Annotated in this window: 19 protein-coding genes; 12 read left to right on the forward strand and 7 right to left on the reverse strand. The window is 71.5% G+C overall.

The genetic code is table 11. The annotated features are described in order from the left end of the window. The first annotated feature begins 146 nt into the window (after positions 1-146). The 3 genes from fliP to MFF13_RS06825 all read left to right on the forward strand — a co-directional run bounded on the left by fliP (position 147) and on the right by MFF13_RS06825 (position 1,572). Positions 147-908: a flagellar type III secretion system pore protein FliP gene (gene fliP, locus MFF13_RS06815; RefSeq protein WP_238271576.1), complete on the forward strand. Its 762-nt coding sequence runs from the start codon at positions 147-149 to the stop codon at positions 906-908. A gap of 68 nt (positions 909-976) precedes the next feature. Continuing rightward, the gene (locus tag MFF13_RS06820) at positions 977-1,228 is read left to right on the forward strand and encodes a DUF4926 domain-containing protein (protein ID WP_147828269.1); all 252 of its coding nucleotides are present in this window, start codon (positions 977-979) and stop codon (positions 1,226-1,228) included. After that, entirely contained in the window at positions 1,225-1,572 is a 348-nt protein-coding gene (locus MFF13_RS06825; RefSeq protein ID WP_147815716.1) for a DUF6883 domain-containing protein, read from the forward strand. The genes MFF13_RS06820 and MFF13_RS06825 overlap by 4 nt, the downstream gene beginning before the upstream one ends. Positions 1,573-1,671: 99 nt before the next feature. On the opposite strand, the gene MFF13_RS06830 is transcribed toward MFF13_RS06825, so the two are convergent. From MFF13_RS06830 to MFF13_RS06845, 4 genes are all read right to left on the reverse strand, one after another. Continuing rightward, entirely contained in the window at positions 1,672-5,088 is a 3,417-nt protein-coding gene (locus MFF13_RS06830; protein WP_238271578.1) for a tetratricopeptide repeat protein, read from the reverse strand. 198 nt (positions 5,089-5,286) lie between these two features. Beyond that, positions 5,287-5,676 carry a hypothetical protein gene (locus MFF13_RS06835; protein ID WP_238271580.1) on the reverse strand — a complete coding sequence of 130 codons (390 nt, stop codon included), beginning with the start codon at positions 5,674-5,676 and terminating at the stop codon, positions 5,287-5,289. 79 nt (positions 5,677-5,755) lie between these two features. After that, complete coding sequence (locus tag MFF13_RS06840; protein WP_147828271.1) at positions 5,756-6,457, reverse strand: invasion associated locus B family protein; 702 nt, start codon at positions 6,455-6,457, stop codon at positions 5,756-5,758. 106 nt (positions 6,458-6,563) lie between these two features. Next, the gene (locus MFF13_RS06845; protein WP_187273585.1) at positions 6,564-6,734 is read right to left on the reverse strand and encodes a hypothetical protein; all 171 of its coding nucleotides are present in this window, start codon (positions 6,732-6,734) and stop codon (positions 6,564-6,566) included. Between the two features lie 380 nt (positions 6,735-7,114). On the opposite strand from MFF13_RS06845, the gene MFF13_RS06850 reads away from it, so the two are divergent. The 8 genes from MFF13_RS06850 to MFF13_RS06885 all read left to right on the forward strand — a co-directional run bounded on the left by MFF13_RS06850 (position 7,115) and on the right by MFF13_RS06885 (position 13,946). Continuing rightward, positions 7,115-8,572, forward strand: coding sequence for a homospermidine synthase (locus tag MFF13_RS06850; protein WP_147828272.1), 1,458 nt, complete (start codon positions 7,115-7,117; stop codon positions 8,570-8,572). Between the two features lie 72 nt (positions 8,573-8,644). Further along, a complete protein-coding gene (locus MFF13_RS06855) occupies positions 8,645-9,205 on the forward strand; it encodes a Uma2 family endonuclease (protein ID WP_147828273.1) in 561 nt (186 codons plus the stop codon). Positions 9,206-9,278: 73 nt separating this feature from the next. Then, positions 9,279-9,845 (forward strand): Uma2 family endonuclease, encoded by a 567-nt coding sequence (locus MFF13_RS06860; protein ID WP_147828274.1) that lies wholly within the window; start codon positions 9,279-9,281, stop codon positions 9,843-9,845. A 74-nt stretch (positions 9,846-9,919) separates the two neighbouring features. After that, positions 9,920-10,261 (forward strand): hypothetical protein, encoded by a 342-nt coding sequence (locus tag MFF13_RS06865; protein ID WP_147751003.1) that lies wholly within the window; start codon positions 9,920-9,922, stop codon positions 10,259-10,261. Beyond that, on the forward strand, positions 10,258-11,130 hold the full coding sequence (locus tag MFF13_RS06870; protein ID WP_238271582.1) for a DUF1206 domain-containing protein: 873 nt from the start codon (positions 10,258-10,260) through the stop codon (positions 11,128-11,130). The genes MFF13_RS06865 and MFF13_RS06870 overlap by 4 nt, the downstream gene beginning before the upstream one ends. A 50-nt stretch (positions 11,131-11,180) precedes the next feature. Then, on the forward strand, positions 11,181-13,172 hold the full coding sequence (locus tag MFF13_RS06875; RefSeq protein ID WP_147828275.1) for an SDR family NAD(P)-dependent oxidoreductase: 1,992 nt from the start codon (positions 11,181-11,183) through the stop codon (positions 13,170-13,172). Between the two features lie 107 nt (positions 13,173-13,279). Continuing rightward, entirely contained in the window at positions 13,280-13,609 is a 330-nt protein-coding gene (locus MFF13_RS06880; RefSeq protein ID WP_238271584.1) for a PepSY domain-containing protein, read from the forward strand. A gap of 73 nt (positions 13,610-13,682) precedes the next feature. Then, positions 13,683-13,946 carry a hypothetical protein gene (locus MFF13_RS06885; RefSeq protein ID WP_147751001.1) on the forward strand — a complete coding sequence of 88 codons (264 nt, stop codon included), beginning with the start codon at positions 13,683-13,685 and terminating at the stop codon, positions 13,944-13,946. Here the strand turns inward: MFF13_RS06885 and MFF13_RS06890 are convergent. The 3 genes from MFF13_RS06890 to MFF13_RS06900 all read right to left on the reverse strand — a co-directional run bounded on the left by MFF13_RS06890 (position 13,940) and on the right by MFF13_RS06900 (position 18,008). Continuing rightward, a complete protein-coding gene (locus MFF13_RS06890) occupies positions 13,940-14,875 on the reverse strand; it encodes an NAD-dependent epimerase/dehydratase family protein (RefSeq protein ID WP_238271594.1) in 936 nt (311 codons plus the stop codon). The two genes, MFF13_RS06885 and MFF13_RS06890, sit on opposite strands and share 7 nt — an antisense overlap. After that, positions 14,872-15,879 (reverse strand): MraY family glycosyltransferase, encoded by a 1,008-nt coding sequence (locus MFF13_RS06895; protein WP_238271597.1) that lies wholly within the window; start codon positions 15,877-15,879, stop codon positions 14,872-14,874. The genes MFF13_RS06890 and MFF13_RS06895 overlap by 4 nt, the downstream gene beginning before the upstream one ends. A 77-nt stretch (positions 15,880-15,956) precedes the next feature. Then, positions 15,957-18,008 carry an ethylmalonyl-CoA mutase gene (locus MFF13_RS06900; protein WP_147750998.1) on the reverse strand — a complete coding sequence of 684 codons (2,052 nt, stop codon included), beginning with the start codon at positions 18,006-18,008 and terminating at the stop codon, positions 15,957-15,959. Between the two features lie 519 nt (positions 18,009-18,527). On the opposite strand from MFF13_RS06900, the gene ccrA reads away from it, so the two are divergent. After that, positions 18,528-19,826 (forward strand): crotonyl-CoA carboxylase/reductase, encoded by a 1,299-nt coding sequence (gene ccrA, locus MFF13_RS06905; protein WP_147750996.1) that lies wholly within the window; start codon positions 18,528-18,530, stop codon positions 19,824-19,826. The last annotated feature ends 59 nt before the right edge of the window (positions 19,827-19,885 follow it).

The raw sequence follows: 19,885 nt of genomic DNA on the forward strand, positions 1-19,885 counted from the left end.
ATGAGCCCGCAAGAGACGCGATGAGCCCGCAAGAGACGCGATGAGCCCGCAAGAGACGCGATGAGCCCGCAAGAGACGCCGTGAACCTGCTCGGGCCGCCGGGAAGGCTTGCACGGTCGCCGAACCCGCCCCAGGGTGCCGGCGCCATGACCCCTGCCCGCCCCCACCCTCAGCTTCGGACCCTGCGCCGCCTCGCCCTGGCCGCCCTCGCGTTCGGGCTCGGGGCGGGTCCGGCCGCGGCCCAGAGCCTCACCGTCGACCTCGGGACGGGCGGCGCGAGCGAGCGCGCGCTGCAGCTCGTCGCGCTTATCACCGTGCTGGCGCTGGCGCCTTCGGTGCTGATCATGGCGACCTCGTTCACGCGGATCGTGGTGGTCCTGTCGATCCTGCGCTCGGCGCTCGGCACCCAGACCGCGCCGCCGACGACGGTGATCGTCAGCCTCGCCCTGTTCCTCACCGCCTTCGTGATGGCGCCGACCGGCCGCGAGGCCTACCGCGCCGGCATCGAGCCGCTGCTCGCCAACCAGATCACGCAGGTGCAGGCCTTCGAGCGGGCCTCGGCGCCGTTCAAGACCTTCATGCTGAAGAACGTCCGCGAGAAGGACCTGAAGCTCTTCCTCGACATGGCCAAGGTGCCGGTGCCGTCGGGCCCCGAGGCGGTGGGCCTCGAGATCGTCACCCCCGCGTTCTTGATCTCGGAGCTGCGCCGCGCCTTCGAGATCGGCTTCCTGCTGTTCATCCCCTTCCTGATCATCGACCTCGTGGTCGCCTCGGTGCTGATGGCGGTGGGCATGATGATGGTGCCGCCGGCGACCGTCGCCCTCCCCTTCAAGCTGATCTTCTTCGTGCTCGTCGACGGCTGGACCCTGGTCGCCGCGTCGCTGGTGCAGAGCTACGGCGGGAGCTGACGCGCGTCGCCCCTGCGTTTCCCGCCCGACGCGATTTGACGACCCGGCCGGCCCGGCCCATCCTCGCCATGTCGGTCGACACCATCCATCTCATGCGGCGGACCGATCCTAGCGCTCCGCTGCGGGATCTCGACGACGTGCGCGTGCTGGCCAGCGTCGTGACCCTGGACGGCGACACGATCCCGGCGGGCACCGAGGGAACCGTGGTCGCGGTCTGGGGAGCGGGCGAAGCCTCCGAGGTCGAGTTCTCCGAACCGCTCGGCCCACTCGCCACCGTCGGCGCTGCTCAGCTCGCTCGCACGGAGCGCGCGATTCCGTGATCGACGAGGGCTGGTGGCCGGTCCTGGAAATCCCGGACCGCAAGCTGGTCGATTATCTTCTGAACCTCGCTCATCCGATCGGCGGACCCAAAGCGCGCTTCTTCCTGTCCTTCGGGTTCGATCGGGCCAAGCCTGACGAGATTGGCCGTGCCTCGCTGGCACAGGCCGACGCGCTGTTCGGCACGGATGCGCTCCGTTTCGTTGAAATCGACGGACGGATGCGCCTCGTCGTCGAGGGGCCGGTCGTTGCCCCGGACGGGCGGCGGCCGCACGTCCGCGTCGTCTGGCAGCGACAGGCGACGATCGCTTGGCGCCTCATCACCGCGGTGCCGCTGACGCGCTGAGATCGCCGGCCATGCAACGGGGCGACCGATCAGCGGGGAACGCTCGCGGCAACCGCATTCATCCCGACACGGATCAGAGTTCGATCGGTCGCGTGATGCTCAGCCCGGCGGAGTCCCCTGCCCGTCGGCGCGCTTCTCGGCTTCGCCGCGGGGGGGAAGCGCGGTGTCCGGGTAGCGCTTGCGGTATTCGGCCAGGAAGGCCGCCAGCGTCTCGGCGTTCGTCGCCTTCTGCGCGATCTCGCGAAAGCCGGGCTTTCTGGTCGCGTCGGCGCTCGTCAGCAGCGCGAAGGTGCGGGCGTCCGCGCTCTCGGCCATGGCGCCGGCGAACTTGGCCTTCAGCCGCTCCAGCCCGATCGGCTCGCCCGCGAGGTCGTAGGCGATGCCGGCGCGGATCACGTCGGAGCGGGTGGCGTCGTCGAGCGCCTTGCCGGTCCGCCACGCGTCGCCGAGCAGGGCCTCGTGCGCCTCCCCGGCCTCGCGCCAGCGCCGGGCCGACCACAGGATGTCGGCCCGCAGCCGCACCGCATCGGGGCCGGCCTCCCCCTCGATCGTCTCCAGCGCCAGATCGGTCCGCGACAGGTCGGAGAGCGCGCGCGCGCGCAGCAGCGCCCGTGCGCGCCGCAGGTCGCGCGGGAGCTCGGGCAGGTAGGTCCCCTCGATCGCCTCCAGCGCCTTCAGCGGCTTCCCGTCCATCAGGCGGATCGTGGCGAGCTGGGTCGCGACGCTCGACCGGGCCGGGCCGGTGAGGCGGTGGTCGAGCTGGTATTGCAGCAGCTCGGCCGCCGGATCGAGCAGGTCGAGGCCGACGAGCCGTTCGGAGAGGCGCCGCACGATCGCGTCGCCGCGCCGCCCGATCGGGGCGAACTCCTTGAAGTCGAAGTACAAAGCCACCGCGTCCACGCCGCCCAGGGCATCGCCGCGCGGCGAGAGGTACAGGTCGTCGAACAGGGACGCCGCCTCGTCGTGCAGGGCCCGGTTCGACGCGGCGTCCGGCGCGATGGCGTCGATCGCGCGGACGGCGGTGAAGGCCTCGCGATAGCGCCCGGCCGCCATATAGAGGCGGGCCAGGCCCGCGGTGATCGCGTCCTCGATCTCCCCGCCGTGCCAGGTGATCGCTTGGCGTTCGAGGCGATCGATCGCCTCCGCGGGTGTGAGGTTGCCGGCGTCGCGGCCGAGCAGCGTGCCGCGCAGGGCCGCCGCCGCAGCCACCGGGCGCTCGCCCGATTCGGCCAGGCTGTCGTAGGCCTCGAGCGCCGCCTTGGTCCGGTCGGTCGCCTCGTCGATGCGCGCGCGGACCAGGGCGACGCGGTCGCGATCCAGGTGCGACAGGTCGGACGTCGTGAGCAGTACGATCCGCCGCGACGCGGCGTCGATGTCGCCGGTCTCGATCGCCGCTTCCGCCGCAAGCGTGCGGAGCGTCGCCTGGAGGGCGAGCGGGTAGCGCTCGAGCAGCGGCATCGCTTGGGAGAGCCCCTCCTCGGCCTCGCGCCAGCGGCCCGCCTGCCCGTCGGCGACGGCGCGCCACAGCACGGCTTCCGGGTCGCGCGCCAGCGTCCCGGCTGCCAGCGCCTTCCGCACTTCGGCGTTGCGGCCCATGCCGGCGAGCGATGCGGCGCGCAGGATCGCGGCCTCGCGGCTGCTCGCCACCACCGGGTCGTCGGCGCAGGCCAACTCCAGAGTCGTCAGGGCCTCGGCGGCGAGGCCGTTGGCGAGCAGCGTGCGCGCCAGCATCACGCGCATCGGGCCGAGCGTACCGGCCGAGGCCGCGATCGAGGCCGCGAACTGCGTCCGGATCGTCTCGCGCACGTCGCCGAGCCGCGCCTGCTCCCAGGGCTCGCGCTGGATCGCCAAATCCGACACCTCGGCGAGCGGTGCGTCGGGCGGGCGTGCCACGGCCGAGATCGCGAGGCCGCCGTCGCGCCCGACGACGACGCCGTCGAGGTCGGGGCGGACGGTGAGGTCGTCGGCCTGGGCCAGCACGGCGACGCCGAAGCGGCTCGGCAGCAGCTCGAAGTCGACGAAGCGCTGCCGCTTGGCGATGCCCGCGGGCTTCCAACCCCGCGCCGTCACGACGGCGACGCGTTCGCCGTCGAGGTCGAGCCAGGCGGCGCCCCCCGGCTGCGGCAGGCCGATCGCGACGCGGGAGCGCCCGGCGGCATCGGGGAGGCGCGTCGGGGCCAGGGTGTCGCTCGGGCCGAGGTTGTCGCCCGCGATCAGCTCCCAGGCGCCGGCGGCGGCGCCGGCCCTCACCGGCACGAGGTCGAGCAGGGCGCCGGCGGGCACCGCGAAGCGAAGCACCGTCTGCCCTCCCATCCGCAGCGGCTCGCCGACGGCGCGCAGGGTGCCCGTTCCGGCAGCCGGGAGGGCGACCGGCTCGGCGGTCTCGAAGACGAGGTTGGCGATGCCGCCGCGCTCGAAAAGGGCGACCGGCGGGCGCTTGGCGAAGGGGAAGACCAGGCCGGAGCCGGCCTGACGCTCGGGCGGCTCGGCCAGGGGCGGACGGGCGGCGGCCTCCGAGGCGCCGGAGCGGGAACCGGGCGCCGGAAGGTCGGCCTTGGTGGGGCTCTTGGCTCCCTCACCCTTGCCTCCGTCACCCTTGCCTCCGTCACCCTTGCCTCCGTCACCCTTGCCTCCGTCACCCTTGGACGCTTCGCTTTTCGCCGCTTCCTTGGGCTCGGCCTTGCCGGCGCCCTCGGCCCTGGCGGCGGCGAGCTTTACGACCTCGAACGCGGTCGCGTCGGCCTTGGCCGGGTCCTTCTTCGCGACGATGTCGAACACCACGGCGCCGTCGTCGCGGTCGGTGGAGACCGTGAACCCGTCGGCGACCGCGACCGCGAGGCCGGCCGAGGCGTCGTCCGCGGTCGCGGTGAGGCGCGCCATGTCCGGCCGCAGGCGGCCTCGGGTCTCGGACAGGTCGAAGCTGTAGGCGCCGGGCACGCGCAGGCGAGTGGCGCCGCCCTCCGGGTCGATCGTCGCCGCGACGCCCTCGGGCAGGCGCACCGTCAGGCGGGTGAGCGTCGGCAGCTTCGCGACCTCGACGCCGAGCGGGCGGCGCACGGGGGCGGGGTTGCGCGCCTTCAGGATCGCCTCGGCGGCCCGGGCGCGGCGGGCGAGGTCGGCGACGACGTCCGGCGGCAGGGGCGGCGGCAGGGCGGTCCAGTTCTCGGGCAGCAGGTCGACGAAGACCTTCTCGCCGGCCTCCTGCACGTTGACGCGGATCGGCCGCTGCAGGGCCAGCCGCAGCCCGCTGCCGTCGGGATCGCGCCGGACGGCGGCGAGGTAGCCGGGCAGCTCGGAGACCAGCCGCTCCGGTCCGGCCTCCGTCCGCTCGTCGTAGTTAAGCACCAGCACGCCGCCGGAGAGCCGCGCCTTGATCGAGACCGCGCCGTCGAACGTGAAGGCGATGCGGGCGTAGCCCTGCGCCTCGGTGCCGGAGACGGCGAGGAGCTTGGCGGCCTCGGCCGGAAGCCCGAGGCCTGCCAGCATCGCGAGCGCGAGGCCCGCGCGGCGGGGCATGCGGCGGACCCTTGGTCCCGTCTCGAGCCACCCGCCCATCGATACGCCGCACCCGGGGGCGGCGGGCGCCCCGGACAAGGGACGCAACGCTCCGACGCCGCTGAGGGCCGACACTGCCGGATCGCGGCTAACGCACGCTTAATCGTGGTTTCGGACGCCGTCCCGCGCCGTCCCCGCGCGCCTCAGTCGAGACGAGGGTCAGCGTTTCACGATGAGGTTCGGGACGATCCGGCTCGACGGGCCGAACGTCTCGATCGCGCGCCTGCAGTTCGCCGGCACGTCCTTCTGGTAGGTCTCGGAGAACGAGCGCGCGACCATCGCCAGCTCGCCCTGCTCCAGGTCCTTGGGGTCGATCCCGAGGCGCTCGACGGCGCCCTTCAGGAGGACCGGATCGCCCTGCAGGTCCGGGCATGAGCTGTTCGTAAAGCCGACCAGCCCGGTGAGGCGCGCGGCCATGACGCGCTTCTTGTCCATCGGAGGGGCGTCCGGCATCGAATCGGGCGGGCCGCCGGAGGGAGCGGCCTCCTGCGCGACGAGGGGGGTGGCGAGGCAGGCCAGCAGCCCCGCCAGGATCATCGTGTCGCGCATGCTCGGCCCTCTCGTCGTCTCGCCTGCCCGGGTCGGCGGCCTTGCCGGCCGCTCTCGGTGTCTGCCGTCCGTCGTCGGATCAGTTGGTGAAGGCGATCGCCCGGTCCCAGACCGCCGCGAACCCGCCGAGCGGCACCGCGATCGGCTGGGGCTCCTCGTTGCTCGGTTTCACGCCGATCACTTGGAGGGTCTTGGCGGTCCGCATCGCGTCGGTGGCAAGCGTCGGGAAGCTGATCGGCACGAGGCAGCCTTCCGCGCTGCACGAGATGTAGGGCGCGCCCTTGCCCAGCACCACGTCGTCGAGCTTGAACGTGACGCCCGGGTCGATCGAGAGACCGAACGGCATCAGGATCAGGCCCTCCGCCCGCCCGTCCTTCGGCGTCCGCAACTCGAAGGCGAACAGGCGCTTGCCGGTCTTGTTGTCCCCTTGCGACTGCATCAGCATGCAGGCCGTATTCGTCTCGGGCCGGGTGCAGGTGAGGGTCCACTCGCCGTAATTCTCGGTGATCGAGAGCGCGCCTGCGGGCCAGACCGGTGCCGGCTTGGCGGCGGCTTTGGCGTCGGCCGCCGACGCGGGCGTCGCGGCCGGACTCGCCTTCGGTGCCGGCTTCGGGGCGGGCGGGCGCGGCTTCGGCTTGACCTTGGGGGGCGCTGCAGGCGCGGCGTCCGGCGCTTCTTCCTGCGCGGCGGACGGGACGGCGCCCACGGACAGCGCGATCAGGGAGGCCGCGAGGAGCGCGGCGAGGCGCGCAGAATGGCGAGATGCGCGGATCGGCGACATGCGAGACTAGGCCCCCTCGGCCGACATGGCTTCGAGGAAGGCGCCTAAAGCCCGGGGCGGGGCGGCGCAATCCGGCGCCGCCGGATTTTCCGGCGCGGCGGTCGGATCAGGCGTGCGGAAGCGTCTCGGCGGCGCGGGCGCAGCGACGCTCGAACGCGTTGCGGCCTTCGCGACGGAGGGCGCGGACCACCGTGAAGGCGAGGGTCAGGAAACCGGGATCGCGATCCTGGGGCTCGTCGGCGGGGGCCGGGACGTGCGCGGTGAGGACGGACAGCATGGGCGACTCCGTGCGACCTGCGACCCGGGACGGGTCTTCGATCGATCTTGCGATGCAGCATGCGATCGTTGTGCGGTGCACGCAACGCACCGGTTCGAAGGTCTCGCATGCAGAGGTCGCATGCATGCGCAACACTTCGTCAACACCTCTGCGGTTCGCGCGGGCGCCGTGCGGTTGACCCTTGCGGCATGAGGCGGCACTAGGTCCGGCATCCACGCGGCGCCCTGCGACGGCCGAGAGCCCGGAACGGCAGCGCCGCCGGGCGGCCTGAGGGGACGTCGCGTTCGCGGACGGGCCCGGCCTGTCGCCCCATCGTCACATCGGCCGCCTAACCCGAGCCGCCTCTGCGCGCCGCGCACATCCGAAGGACCGCCCCCGCCATGACCGATACGCCGCAGCCAGGTTCGAACAAGGCGCCCGTCCACGGCCGCATCAGCGGGCCCATCGTGATGATCGGGTTCGGATCGATCGGCCGCGGCACGCTGCCCCTCATCGAGCGCCACTTCGAATACGACCACGCCCGCTTCACCGTGATCGACCCCGACGATTCGCATCGCGCGCTCGCCGACAAGCACGGCCTGCGCTTCGAGACGGTGGCCCTCACCCGCGAGAACTACCGCGACGTGCTCACCCCGCTCCTCACCGAGGGCGGCGGCCAGGGGTTCTGCGTGAACCTGTCGGTCGACACCTCGTCGCGCGCGATCCTGGAGCTGTGCCGCGAGCTCGGCGCCCTCTACATCGACACCGTCGCCGAGCCGTGGCCGGGCTTCTACTTCGACAAGGACAAGAGCCAGGGCGACCGCACCAACTACGCCCTGCGCCAGGACATCCTCGACGCCCGCGCCGCCAGCCCCGGCGGCACCACCGCGGTCTCGTGCTGCGGCGCCAACCCCGGCATGGTGTCGTGGTTCGTGAAGCAGGCGGTGCTCAACATTGCGAAGGATACCGGCGTCACGACCCCCGAGCCGAAGTCCCGTGAGGAATGGGCCGCGCTGATGCGCGAGGTCGGCGTCAAGGGCGTGCACATCGCCGAGCGCGACACGCAGCGGGCCAAGCACCCCAAGCCGCAGGGCGTGTTCGTCAACACCTGGTCGGTCGAGGGCTTCGTCTCCGAGGGCAACCAGCCGGCCGAGCTCGGCTGGGGCACGCACGAGACCTGGATGCCCGCGAACGCGCGCGAGCAGGAGAAGGGCTCGCGCTGCGCGATCTACCTGCTGCAGCCCGGCGCCGACACCCGCGTACGCTCGTGGACGCCGACGGCGCAGTCGCAGTTCGGCTTCCTCGTCACCCACAACGAGGCGATCTCGATCTCGGACTACTACACGGTCCGCGAGGGCGATCGGGCCGCCTACCGCCCGACCTGCCACTACGCCTACCACCCGGCCAACGACGCCGTGCTCTCGCTCCACGAGATGTTCGGCAACGCCGGCAAGGTGCAGGAGAAGCACCACATCCTCGACGAGGACGAGATCGAGGACGGCATCGACGAGCTCGGCGTGCTGCTCTACGGCCACAAGAAGAACGCCTACTGGTACGGCTCGCAGCTCTCCATCGAGGAGACCCGCCGGATCGCGCCCTACCAGAACGCCACCGGCCTGCAGGTGACCTCGGCCGTGCTCGCCGGCATGGTCTGGGCGCTGGAGAACCCGGAGGCCGGCATCGTCGAGGCCGACGAGATGGACTTCCGCCGCTGCCTCGAGGTCCAGACCCCGTATCTCGGGCCCGTCGTCGGCGTCTACACCGACTGGACCCCGCTCGCCGGCCGCCCCGGCCTGTTCCCGGAGGACATCGACGCGAGCGACCCCTGGCAGTTCCGCAACGTGCTCGTGCACGGCTGAAGCCGGCCGTCCGCGATCGTTGCGGACGCCCCCCGGAATGCTACCATCGCGGCCTCACCGGAGGAGGCCGCGATGGCTGTTGCCCGACGGCGCGACACGCGCATGGGCGTCGCCGAGTACCGGGACTGGGTCGAAGCCAAGCCGGATGGCGAGCGCTGGGGACTGCTCGACGGCGTGCCGGTGCTGATGTCGCCGACGAGCGGGCGGCACCAGCGCATCGTCGCGAATCACGCCCGGCGCCTCGACGACCTCGCCGAGCGGAGGGACGCGCACGCCCTCCCCGGCCTCGCCGTCCTCAGCGAAGCGATGGACGACTTCGCGCCGATTCCCGACATCGTCGTGCAGTGCGGGCCGCTGCCGCGGGACGGCTACACGCGGGACCCGCTCGTCGTCGCGGAGGTGCTCTCGCCGTCGACGATGAGCATGGATCGAGGCCGCAAGACCGACTTCTTCCGGACGGTCGCATCGATCCGGACGTTTCTGATCGTCTACCAGGACGCGCATCGCGTGGAGGTCTTGCAGCGGGACGCCGGCTGGGCGATGCGGATGCTCGGCCAGGGCGAGGCCGTCGACCTTCCCGAACTCGGCGGCACGCTCGCGGTCTCCGACATCTATGCCCGGGTGGAATTCTGATCGTTCGCGGATGACGTCGGTCGCACGCCGACCCATCTCGTGACATTCTCGCCCACGTGGTTCGGAGGCTCGCATGGCAGTCGCGGCAAAGCGGGACGACCGCATGGGCGTCGCCGAGTACCAGGACTGGGTCGCTGGCCGCCCGGACGACGAGCGCTGGGAACTGCTCGACGGCGAGCCGGTCCTGATGCCGCCGCCGAGCGAGCGGCACCAGACCATCGTTTTCACCTTGTCACGAAGGCTCGCCGAACTCGTGGAGCCGAAGGGCTGCCGCGTCGTCCCCGGCATCGCCATCGTGAGCCGGCACATGCACGACTTCGCACCGATCCCCGACGTGGTGGTGCGTTGCGGTCCGATCCTCCCGGACGGCTACGCTTCCGATCCGGTCCTCGTCGCCGAGGTGCTGTCGCCCTCGACCATGAGCGCCGACCGCGGCCGCAAGACCGACTTCTACCGCGCCGTCGAAAGCCTTCAGGTCTTCCTGATCGTGTACCAGGACGAACCGCGGGTGGAGGTCTGGCGGCGCCAGGAGGGAAACGCCTGGCGCAAGCAGGCGCTCGACCTCGACGGCGCGATCGAGCTGCCCGAGTTCGGCGGCGCCCTGCCCGTCGCAACCGTCTTCGCCGGTCTGTCGTTCTAGAGCATCCTCCTCACGCGAGCCGGCATCCACCGCGTTCGCCAGTACTTTGACAAACTCCCAGCAGGTCGTCGCCCTTGCCCCATTTCGAAGACTTCTACGCCGACAAGCTGCGCGGCGGCCTCGGCCTCACCGATGCGGAATCGGTGATGGACCTGCGCGGCGCCAACCGGGCCACGGCGGAGGCGTCGCTCAACGAGATGCTGGAACGCAGCCGCTTCGCCAAGGGCAAGACCGTGGCGATCCGCCTCGACCCGCCGCCCGAGGGGGGCGGGGAGACGCTGTTCCAGCCGGCCGGACGCCTGCTGCTGGACGCCAAGCGCCGCGGCTTGGTCGACCGCCTGCAGACGCTGCCGGCCGGCGACGGCCTCGGGTTCTACGTGGCATTGTCCGGGAAGCCGCAGCGCGATCCGGCGTGAGCGGCCCTTCCGGTCGCTCGTCCACCCGCTTTGCTGGGCGCAACACGATCGAGCGCCTGGCCCGCTTCGGCTTCTGCGCCCGCGGCGCCGTCTACTGCGTCGTCGGCATGCTGGCGGTGCTCGCGGCCGTCGGCGCCGGCGGCAAGGCCGGCGACAGTGCGGGTGCGCTGCGCTTCGTGCTGCTCGGCCCGCTCGGCCCCTGGATCGTCGGCCTGATCGCGCTTGGGCTCTGGGGCTTCGCCGCCTGGCGGCTGGTCGAGGCCGTGACCGACGCCGACCGGCGCGGCACTTCCCCCAAGGGTCTCGCGGTGCGGGGCGCTCACCTGATCAGCGCCGGCATCTACGCCGGCCTCGGCTTGACCGCGGCGAGCCTCGCCCTCGGTCTCGGGCTGCAATCGGACGGCGATGGCCTGCAGGACTGGACCGCCTGGCTGCTGGCGAAACCCTATGGCCGGGTCGCGGTGGCGCTGATCGGCCTCGGCGTCGTCGGGGGCGGCGTCGGCTTCCTGGTGAAGGCGGCGCGGGGCGACGTCACCGAACGGCTCGCCCTCGACGCGGCGCGGCAGGCCTGGGCTGAGCCGGTCGGCCGGTTCGGCTACGCCGCCCGCGGCATCGCGTTCCTGATCATCGGCGGCTTCGTCGTCGTCGCGGCCTGGTACCAGGCCTCCTCGGAGGTGAAGGGCCTGTCGGGGGCGTTCCAGGCGCTGCGCGCCCAGCCCTACGGACGTGTCCTGCTGGCGATCGTGGCGGCCGGCCACGTGGCGTTCGGCGCCTTCGGCCTGATCCAGGCGCGCTACCGGCGGATCGACGCACCCGACATCGACCAGGCCGACGACGCGGTGGCGCGGGTGGTGCGCCCGGGGGCCTGACGCCCGCGTTGACACCGCCCGAGGCGGAGCCGATACCGCCGCGGAACATCATGCAGCAGCGTACCTACAAGACCGCGGTGATGGTGGTCCACGACCTCGTGGCGACCGCGCTGGCCGTGGTCCTCACCTTCGTGTTCCGCTTCACCGGCGACGCCCTCGCCGAGCGCCTTCACGCGCTTCCGGTCCTGCTGCCGCCGTTCCTCGTCGTGGCCGGCCTCGTCTACCGGCAGTTCCGGCTCTACCGCACCAAGTGGCGCTTCGCCTCGCTGCCAGACCTCGCGGGCATCGTCCGCGCCGCGAGCGTGCTCGCCTTCGGGCTGCTGGTGCTCGACTACGTGCTGGTCTCGTCGGACCTGTACGGGTTCTACTTCTTCGGCAAGATCGCCATCGTCCTGTACTGGGTCTTGCAGATCTTCCTGCTCGGCGGCACGCGGCTCGCGTTCCGCTACCTGAAATACGCCCGCTCCAAGCAGTCGAGCGCCCGGTCCGCTACGGTGCCGACCTTGCTGCTCGGCCGCGGCGCCGACATCGAGACCCTGCTGCGCGCCATCGAATCCGGCTCGGTGCGCAAGCTCGTCCCGCGCGGCATCCTCTCGCCGCGCGCCGACGAGGCCGGGCAGACCATGCGCGACGTGACCGTGCTCGGCGGCTTCGCCGACCTGGAGCGGGTGGTCGGAGAGCTGGCCGCCCGCGGCCAGCCGGTGCGCCGCCTCGTCGCGACGCCGAGCGCCCTGGCGCCGGAGGCCGAGCCCGACGACCTGATCGCCCGCGCCCGGCGCCTCGGCTTGCCGCTTGCGCGGGTCGTCAGCCTCGGCGAGGGCATGCGCGACGCCGAGCTGGCGCCGCTGGAGATCGAGGACCTGTTGCTGCGCCCGACCGTCGCGATCGACCGGCCGCGGCTCGAACGGTTCCTCGCCGGCAAGCGCGTCCTCGTCACCGGCGGCGGCGGCTCGATCGGCTCGGAAATCTGCGCCCGGGCGCTCGCCTTCGGCGCCTCGGCGCTGATGGTGGTGGAAAGCTCGGAGCCCGCACTCCACGGCATCCTGAGCCAGCCGGCCCTGCTCAACGCCCAGGCCGAGGTTGCCGGCTCGCTCGCCGACATCCGCGACCGCGAGCGCCTGCACGCGGTCTTCACCGAATTCCGCCCCGACTACGTCTTCCACGCCGCCGCCCTGAAGCAGGTGCCCTACCTGGAGCGCGATTGGAGCGAGGGCGTCAAGACCAACGTGTTCGGCTCGATCAACGTCGCCGACGCGTCGGTGGCGGCCGGCGCCCGCGCCCTGGTGATGATCTCCACCGATAAGGCGATCGAGCCGGTCTCGCAGCTCGGCGTCACCAAGCGCTTCGCCGAGATGGTGGCGCAGGCCCGCGACGCCGAGCAGGCGGCGATCCCCGGCCACCCGACCCGGCTGATCGCCGTGCGCTTCGGCAACGTGCTCGGCTCGGTCGGCTCGGTTGTGCCGGTGTTCAAGGCTCAGATCGCTCGCGGCGGCCCCGTCACCGTCACCCATCCCGACATGGTCCGCTACTTCATGACCGTGCGGGAAGCCGCCGACCTCGTCCTCACCGCAGCCTCGCATGCCGACGGCGAGGCGCGCAGCCTCGTGCCCGGCGCTGCCGACCAGCGCGCGGCCGTCTACGTCCTCAAGATGGGCCAGCCGGTGAAGATCGCCGAGCTCGCCGAGCGCATGATCCGGTTGGCCGGCTTCGAGCCCGGCGCGGAGATCGAGCTGGTGTTCTCCGGCGCCCGGCCCGGGGAACGCCTGAACGAGATCCTGTTCGCCCGCGAGGAGCCCCGCGTCAGCCTCGACGGCATCGACGGGGTGATGGCGGCCAAGCCCGTCTTCGCCGACCGCGCCCGCCTCGACGTCTGGACGGCATCCCTGCGCGAGGCGGTGGCGCGCGGCGACCGGGCCGCCGCCGAGGCGGTGTTCGAGGCGGCGATCCCGCATTTCCGCGAGCGCTTCGACAAGCCGGTCGAAGCCGCCCCGGCGAGCCCGGACCAGCGCGCGACCGGAACAGTCCACGCCGAGCCCTGTTGATTCGCGAACGTCCCGGTCGGGAACTATTCCTCGCCCCGCAGATTGAGGCGACGACCGAACCGAGCGCAGTTTCCGAACAGGGAGCGTGCCGAGAGAAGGACGAAGCAATGCGGACGAAGACGGTACTCGCTGGCCTGATGATGGTTGCCGGACTGGGAGTCGCCGGGCTCGCCGCCCCCGCCTCGGCTCAGGGCATCCAGATCGGACCCGGCGGCGTCCGCGTCGACCCCGGCTATCGCGAGCGCGGCCCGCGCGACGACGTCGACCTCAGCCGCGGCGAGGCGATCCGCATCGCGCGCCGCCAGGGTCTCACCGACGTCGACAACGTCGATCGTCGCGGTCCGCGCATCATCGTCCGCGGTTCGGACCGGCGAGGCGACGACATCACCGTGGTGGTGGACAGCCGCTCGGGCGACGTGATCGACGTCCGCCGCTGACATCGGCGCCTCGGCATCGTAACAAAGACCCCGGCCGCGAGGCCGGGGTTTTCTTTTGGCCGAGGCCTGATCGATGATGTCGTCCCGCGCCGGTGCATTCGTCGTCGCCGTCTCGGTGGTGACCTTCGGGTCCGTCGCCGCCCGGGCCGAGAGCTGCCGCGCCAGCGTCGGCGAACGCGACTCCGCCCGCCTCGTCGAACGCTGCCTCGCCGTTTCGCCGGCGACGCATCCGCCCTGCAACGCGTCAAACGCTTGCGCGCTGATCGAATCCGAGATCGTCCGCAGCTGCCGCCTGTTCGACGACGGCACCGCACCCGCATTCTGCCGGGACTACTGATTTGCGGACGCGTGTCCCCGCGCGAGCCGGGCGAGGCCGTCGCGGGTCGTGCCGGCCGGCGCCCAGCCCAGCGCCGACAATCCGTCGCTGCGCGCGACCAGGTTCTCGGCCAGCCGCGAGAACAGGGCCTCGCGCCCGGTGAGCCGGCAGGCGAGCCCGATCGCGGCGGAGGGCAGCGGAACGAGGCCGGGCCTCCGGCCGAGTCCGGCGCGCAGGGCCGTCAGCATCTCGGGCAACGTCTGGGCATCCGGGTCGGCGACGACCAGCGGCCGGTTCGGCGACGTGTCCGTTCGCAGCACCGCGTCGATCGCGGCCGACAGGCTCTCCACCGAGACCAGCGATCGGCGCCCGGCGAGCGATGCGAGCGGCAGCGGATACGGCGAGCGGGCGAGCCGCACCAAGGCGGCCATGTTGCCCTTCACCCCCGCGCCGTAGACGAGGACGGGCCGCAGCGCGACCCAATCGATGCCGATGGCGGCGAGCGCCCGCTCGGCGTCGAGCTTGGACCGGCCGTAGGCGTCGGTCGGGGCCGGGTCGTCGGCCTCCGTCACCATGCCGGGCGCGGTCGGGCCGGCTTGCGCGCGGATCGAGGACAGGAACACGAAGCGGCGCACCCGCGCGCGCGCGGCGGCCTCGGCCAGGCGCTGCGTCGCCTCGGTGTTCAGCGTGCGGTAATCGTCCTCCGGCGCGCCCGACATGGCGTGCGCGAGCCCGGCCGAATGGACCACCGCGTCGACGCCGGCCAGCGCCGCCGCCATGTTCATCGGCCGGGTCAGGTCGCCGACGACGGCGCTCGAAGCGCCCTCCGGCATCGCGTCGACCGGGCGGCGCAGGAGCAGGCGGACGCGGTAGCCCCGCGCGGTCAGGTCCCGCAGGACATGCCGACCGATGAAGCCGGTCGCCCCGGTCAGCGCGATCAGTTGGCTCAAGGCACCCTCGTTCCGTCCGCCGTCGGCGCCCGCGAGAACCGGATCAGCAGGGCCGCGACCAGCCCGCATCCGGCCGCCAGCGCACCGAGCGTGACGACCGGCGACGGCCAAAGCAAGGTCGCGGCCGCGAGGGCGGCGAGGGCGAGGTTGAGCGCGAACACCCGTCCGACCACGCCGCCGACCGTGAGGCCGTTCGTGGTGGCCCGCTGGTAGAAGTGGCTGCGATGGGCCTGCCACACCGGCTCCCGCCGGGCCGCGCGCCGGATCAGCGTCAGGGTGGCGTCGGCGAGATAGTAAAGCGGCAGCAGGATCGCCGCGGCGAGCCCGCCTTCCAGGGCGAGCCGGTACAGCAGCCAGGCGAGGATCAACCCGAGCGGCAGCGAGCCGACGTCGCCGAGGAAGAGTTTTGCCACCGGGCGGTTGAACGGCGCGAAGCCGAGCATCGCTCCGAGCAGGGCGGCGGCGACCAGGATCGCGGCCGGCGGCAAGGCGCCGAACCTGCCGAACAGGGCCAGGGCGGCGGCGACGGGCACCGTCTCGGCCACGCTCATCCAGTCGAGCCCGTCCATGAAGTTGACGAGGTTCACGAACCAGATGCCGGCGAGCACCGCCAGCGTGCGCTCCACCGCCGGCGGCAGGGCCGGAACCAGCCGCCCGTCGACGCCGGCCACCACCCCGCCGACCACGACGGCCTGCAGCATCAGCCGCGCCCAAGCCGGCAGCGGCCGGATATCGTCGACGGCGCCGACGAGCGCCAGCACCACGGCGCCGAACCCCAGCACCAGCACGTCCCGGCTCGCTTCCGGCGCGGCGATTAGCAACCCGGTGACGGCCAGCGTCGCCGCGACGACGGCGATCCCCCCGCCCTGGGGCGTCGGCTCGGTGTGGCTGGAACGGGCGTTGGGCCGGGCCAACGCGTAGCGCACCAGCAGCGGTCGCAGCCGGACGATCAGGCCGGCACTGAGGGCCGCCGCCATAGGAACTGCGATGAGGGGAGCGAGCATGACGCCGCTCTACGCCGGCCGGCCCGACGGGTGAAGCCGCCGGGCGCGCATGGCCTCGCCCCGGCGGCGTCGCCGCCTCAATAGACCTGCGCGGCCTCGTCCTTGGCGGCGCCGGCGGTGCGGTTGGTCTTGTCGATCGAGCGCTCGACCACCTTGCAGAGGCCGATCATGATCGTGTCGATGACGTAGTCCTTCGGGGTGTAGACCGCCGAGACGCCCATGTTCTTGAGCACGAGCTCGTCGTCGGGCGAGATGATGCCGCCGACGACGAGGGGGATGTGGTCGAGGCCGGCCTCGCGCATCTTCGCCTTCACGTCGCGCACCAGGGGCACGTGGCTGCCCGAAAGGATCGAGAGCCCGACCACGTGGGCGGCGGTCTCCTTCGCCTTCGCGACGATCTCGGCCGGGGTCTGGCGGATGCCGTCGTAGGTCACGTCGAAGCCGACGTCGCGGGCGCGGAGCGCGATCTGCTCGGCGCCGTTCGAGTGGCCGTCGAGGCCGGGCTTGCCGACGACGAGGCGCGGCTGCTCGCCGAGGCGCTCGCCGAGGTCGGCGATCAGGAGCTTCGCCTCCTCCGCCGCGCCGGACGAGACGGTCTGCAGGGTGACGCCGGTCGGCGCGCGGTACTCGCCGAACACTTCGCGCAGACGCTGCCCCCATTCGCCGGTGGTGACGCCGGCCTTCGCGGCGGCGATCGAGACCGGCATGATGTTGGCTCCCGAGCGCGCGGCGGCTTCCAGCTCCTCGAGCGCCTTGCCGACGGCGGCGTCGTCGCGCTTGGTGCGCCATTCGCGGATGCGGGCCTCGGCCTCCATCTCGACGGTCTCGGACACGGTGAAGATCGCGCCCTCGCCCGCGGTCAGCGGCGAAGGCTCGCCCTGCTGCCACTTGTTGACGCCGACGACGATCTGGTCGCCGGCCTCGATCGCCGAGATGCGGCGAGCGTTGGATTCGACGAGCGAGCGCTTGAGTGCGCCGGTTTCGACCGCGGCGACCGCGCCGCCGATGCCGCCGATGCGCTCCAGCTCGGCCCGGGTCTCGACCTTCAAGGCCTCGACCTTGGCGTCGATCACCTTCGAGCCGTCGAAGATGTCGTCGTATTCGAGGAGGTCCGTCTCGAAGGCGAGGATCTGCTGCATCCGCATCGACCATTGCTGGTCCCACGGGCGCGGCAGGCCGAGCGCCTCGTTCCAGGCCGGAAGCTGCACGGCGCGGGCGCGGGCCCGCTTCGACAGCGTCACCGCCAGCATCTCGATCAGGATGCGGTGGACGTTGTTCTCAGGCTGCTGTTCCGTGAGTCCGAGACTGTTGACCTGCACGCCGTAGCGGAAGATGCGCTTCTTCGGGTCGTCGATGCCGTAGCGCTCCTGGGCGATCTCGTCCCAGAGTTCCGAGAACGCCCGCATCTTGCAGATCTCGGTGACGAAGCGCAGGCCCGCGTTCACGAAGAACGAGATCCGGCCGAACACCTCGGGGAAGCTCTCGGGATCGAAATCGGGGTCGTCCCGCACCGTGTCCAGCACCGCGATGGCGATGGCGAGCGCGTAGGACAGCTCCTGCACCGGCGTCGCCCCGGCCTCCTGCAGATGGTAGGAGCAGACGTTCATCGGGTTCCACTTCGGCACTTCCTTGGTCGTGAACAGGATCACGTCCTTGGTCAGCCGCAGGCTCGGCGCGGGCGGGAACACGTAGGTGCCGCGCGAGAGGTATTCCTTGATGATGTCGTTCTGCGTGGTGCCCTGCAGCCCCGAGAACGGCGCGCCCTGCTCCTCGGCCACCGCGAGGTAGAGCGACAACAGCCACGGCGCCGTGGCGTTGATCGTCATCGAGGTGTTCATCTGCTGCAGCGGGATCTGGTCGAACAGGGTCCGCATGTCGCCGAGATGCGCGATCGAGACGCCGACCTTGCCGACCTCGCCGCGGGCGAGCTCGTGGTCGGGGTCGTAGCCGGTCTGGGTCGGCAGGTCGAAGGCCACCGACAGGCCGGTCTGCCCCTTGGCCAGGTTGCCGCGGTAGAGCGCGTTCGACTCCTTGGCGTTCGAATGGCCCGCATAGGTGCGGATGATCCAGGGCTTGTCGCGCTGAGGCTTGTCGCGCTTCACCTCGTCGACGCTCGCGCTCGCGCTCATGTCACCCGTCTCCGCTGATTTGTTCGTCGCGCGGCCCGCTCGCCCCGCCCCTTGCGGCGCACCGTAGCGAAGCGGCCGCGAGCCGTCATCACATGCCGGGCGTCGGCTTTCGTTCCCGTGGCGCGCTGGATGCGCAAAATTCTGAGGGCGGCCGCTAAGGAAATTTGAGGACGTGCGCGTCCCGGAATCGGTGCGCGCTGCTGGACAAGGGCCGGCCTGTCCAGGGTTCGGTGATCGGCTACAGGTACCAGGTGCAAGCCGAATTCTTTCACCGAGGTCTTGAGCGTTCAGACGAAGTGCACGGTCCGCGAATAGTTTTTGGTCGGCAACCAAGTTAATTTTGTATCCAGCGCGCCTCGGCCTAAGCCGGCGCCATTTTTCTTGTCGGTCGCCGGGTTCCTGGCCTTTTGGACGACTTGCAGACCCTTGGACGCCCTCTGCTTCGTCGTTATAGCGCTAAGCCGGAACCGCGGCGTCGTCAGAACCGCGCGTGGACACGAAACGATCAGGAGAGCGACGATGGCTGCCAGCGCGGCATTGCAACCGGCCGGTGCCGGGACGGGCGAGGTCAAGGACCTCTACGAGATGGGCGAGATCCCGCCGCTGGGCCACGTGCCCGCCAAGATGTACGCTTGGGCGATCCGCCGTGAGCGGCACGGGCCGCCGGAGCAGTCGCACCAGCTCGAAATCCTGCCGGTCTGGGACATCGGCGACGACGAGGTGCTGGTCTACGTCATGGCCGCCGGCGTGAACTACAACGGCGTCTGGGCCGGCCTCGGCGAGCCGATCTCGCCCTTCGACGTGCACAAGGGCGAGTACCACATCGCGGGCTCGGACGCCTCCGGCATCGTTTGGAAGGTCGGCGCCAAGGTGAAGCGCTGGAAGGTCGGCGACGAGGTCATCGTCCACTGCAACCGCGACGACGGCGACGACGAGGAGTGCAACGGCGGCGACCCGATGTTCTCGCCCTCGCAGCGTATCTGGGGTTACGAGACCGGTGACGGCTCCTTCGCCCAGTACTGCCGGGTGCAGTCGCGCCAGCTCATGGTCCGCCCGAAGCACCTCACCTGGGAGGAGGCGGCCTGCTACACGCTGACGCTCGCCACCGCTTACCGCATGCTGTTCGGCCACGCGCCGCACACCGTGCGCCCGGGCCAGAACGTCCTCGTCTGGGGCGCGTCCGGCGGCCTCGGCGTGTTCGCGGTGCAGCTTTGCGCGGCGTCCGGCGCCAACGCCATCGCGGTGATCTCCGACGACACCAAGCGCGACTACGTCATGAGCCTCGGCGCCAAGGGCGTGATCAATCGCAAGGAGTTCGATTGTTGGGGCCAGCTGCCGAAGGTCAACTCGCCTGAGTACAACACCTGGCTCAAGGAAGCCCGCAAGTTCGGCAAGGCGATCTGGGACATCACCGGCAAGGGCAACGACGTCGACATCGTGTTCGAGCACCCGGGCGAGTCGACCTTCCCGGTCTCGACGCTGGTCGCCAAGCGCGGCGGCATGATCGTGTTCTGCGCCGGCACCACCGGCTTCAACATCACCTTCGACGCCCGCTACGTCTGGATGCGCCAGAAGCGGATCCAGGGTTCGCACTTCGCCCACCTCAAGCAGGCGTCGGCCGCGAACCAGTTCGTCCTCGACCAGCGCATCGACCCGTGCATGAGCGAGGTCTTCCCCTGGGATAAGATCCCCCAGGCCCACACCAAGATGTGGAAGAACCAGCACGCCCCCGGCAACATGGCCTGCCTCGTCAACGCTCCGCGCGCCGGCCTGCGCACGGTCGAGGACGTGATCGAGGCGGGACCGCTCAAGCGCTGAGCCCCCGCGCGGGCCGGCCGAGCGGCCGGCCCGCTCCCAATATCTCTCATCGGTCGCAT

The sequence above is a fragment of the Methylobacterium cerastii genome, from assembly GCF_022179125.1.
GTDB classification, from domain to species: Bacteria; Pseudomonadota; Alphaproteobacteria; order Rhizobiales; family Beijerinckiaceae; genus Methylobacterium; species Methylobacterium cerastii.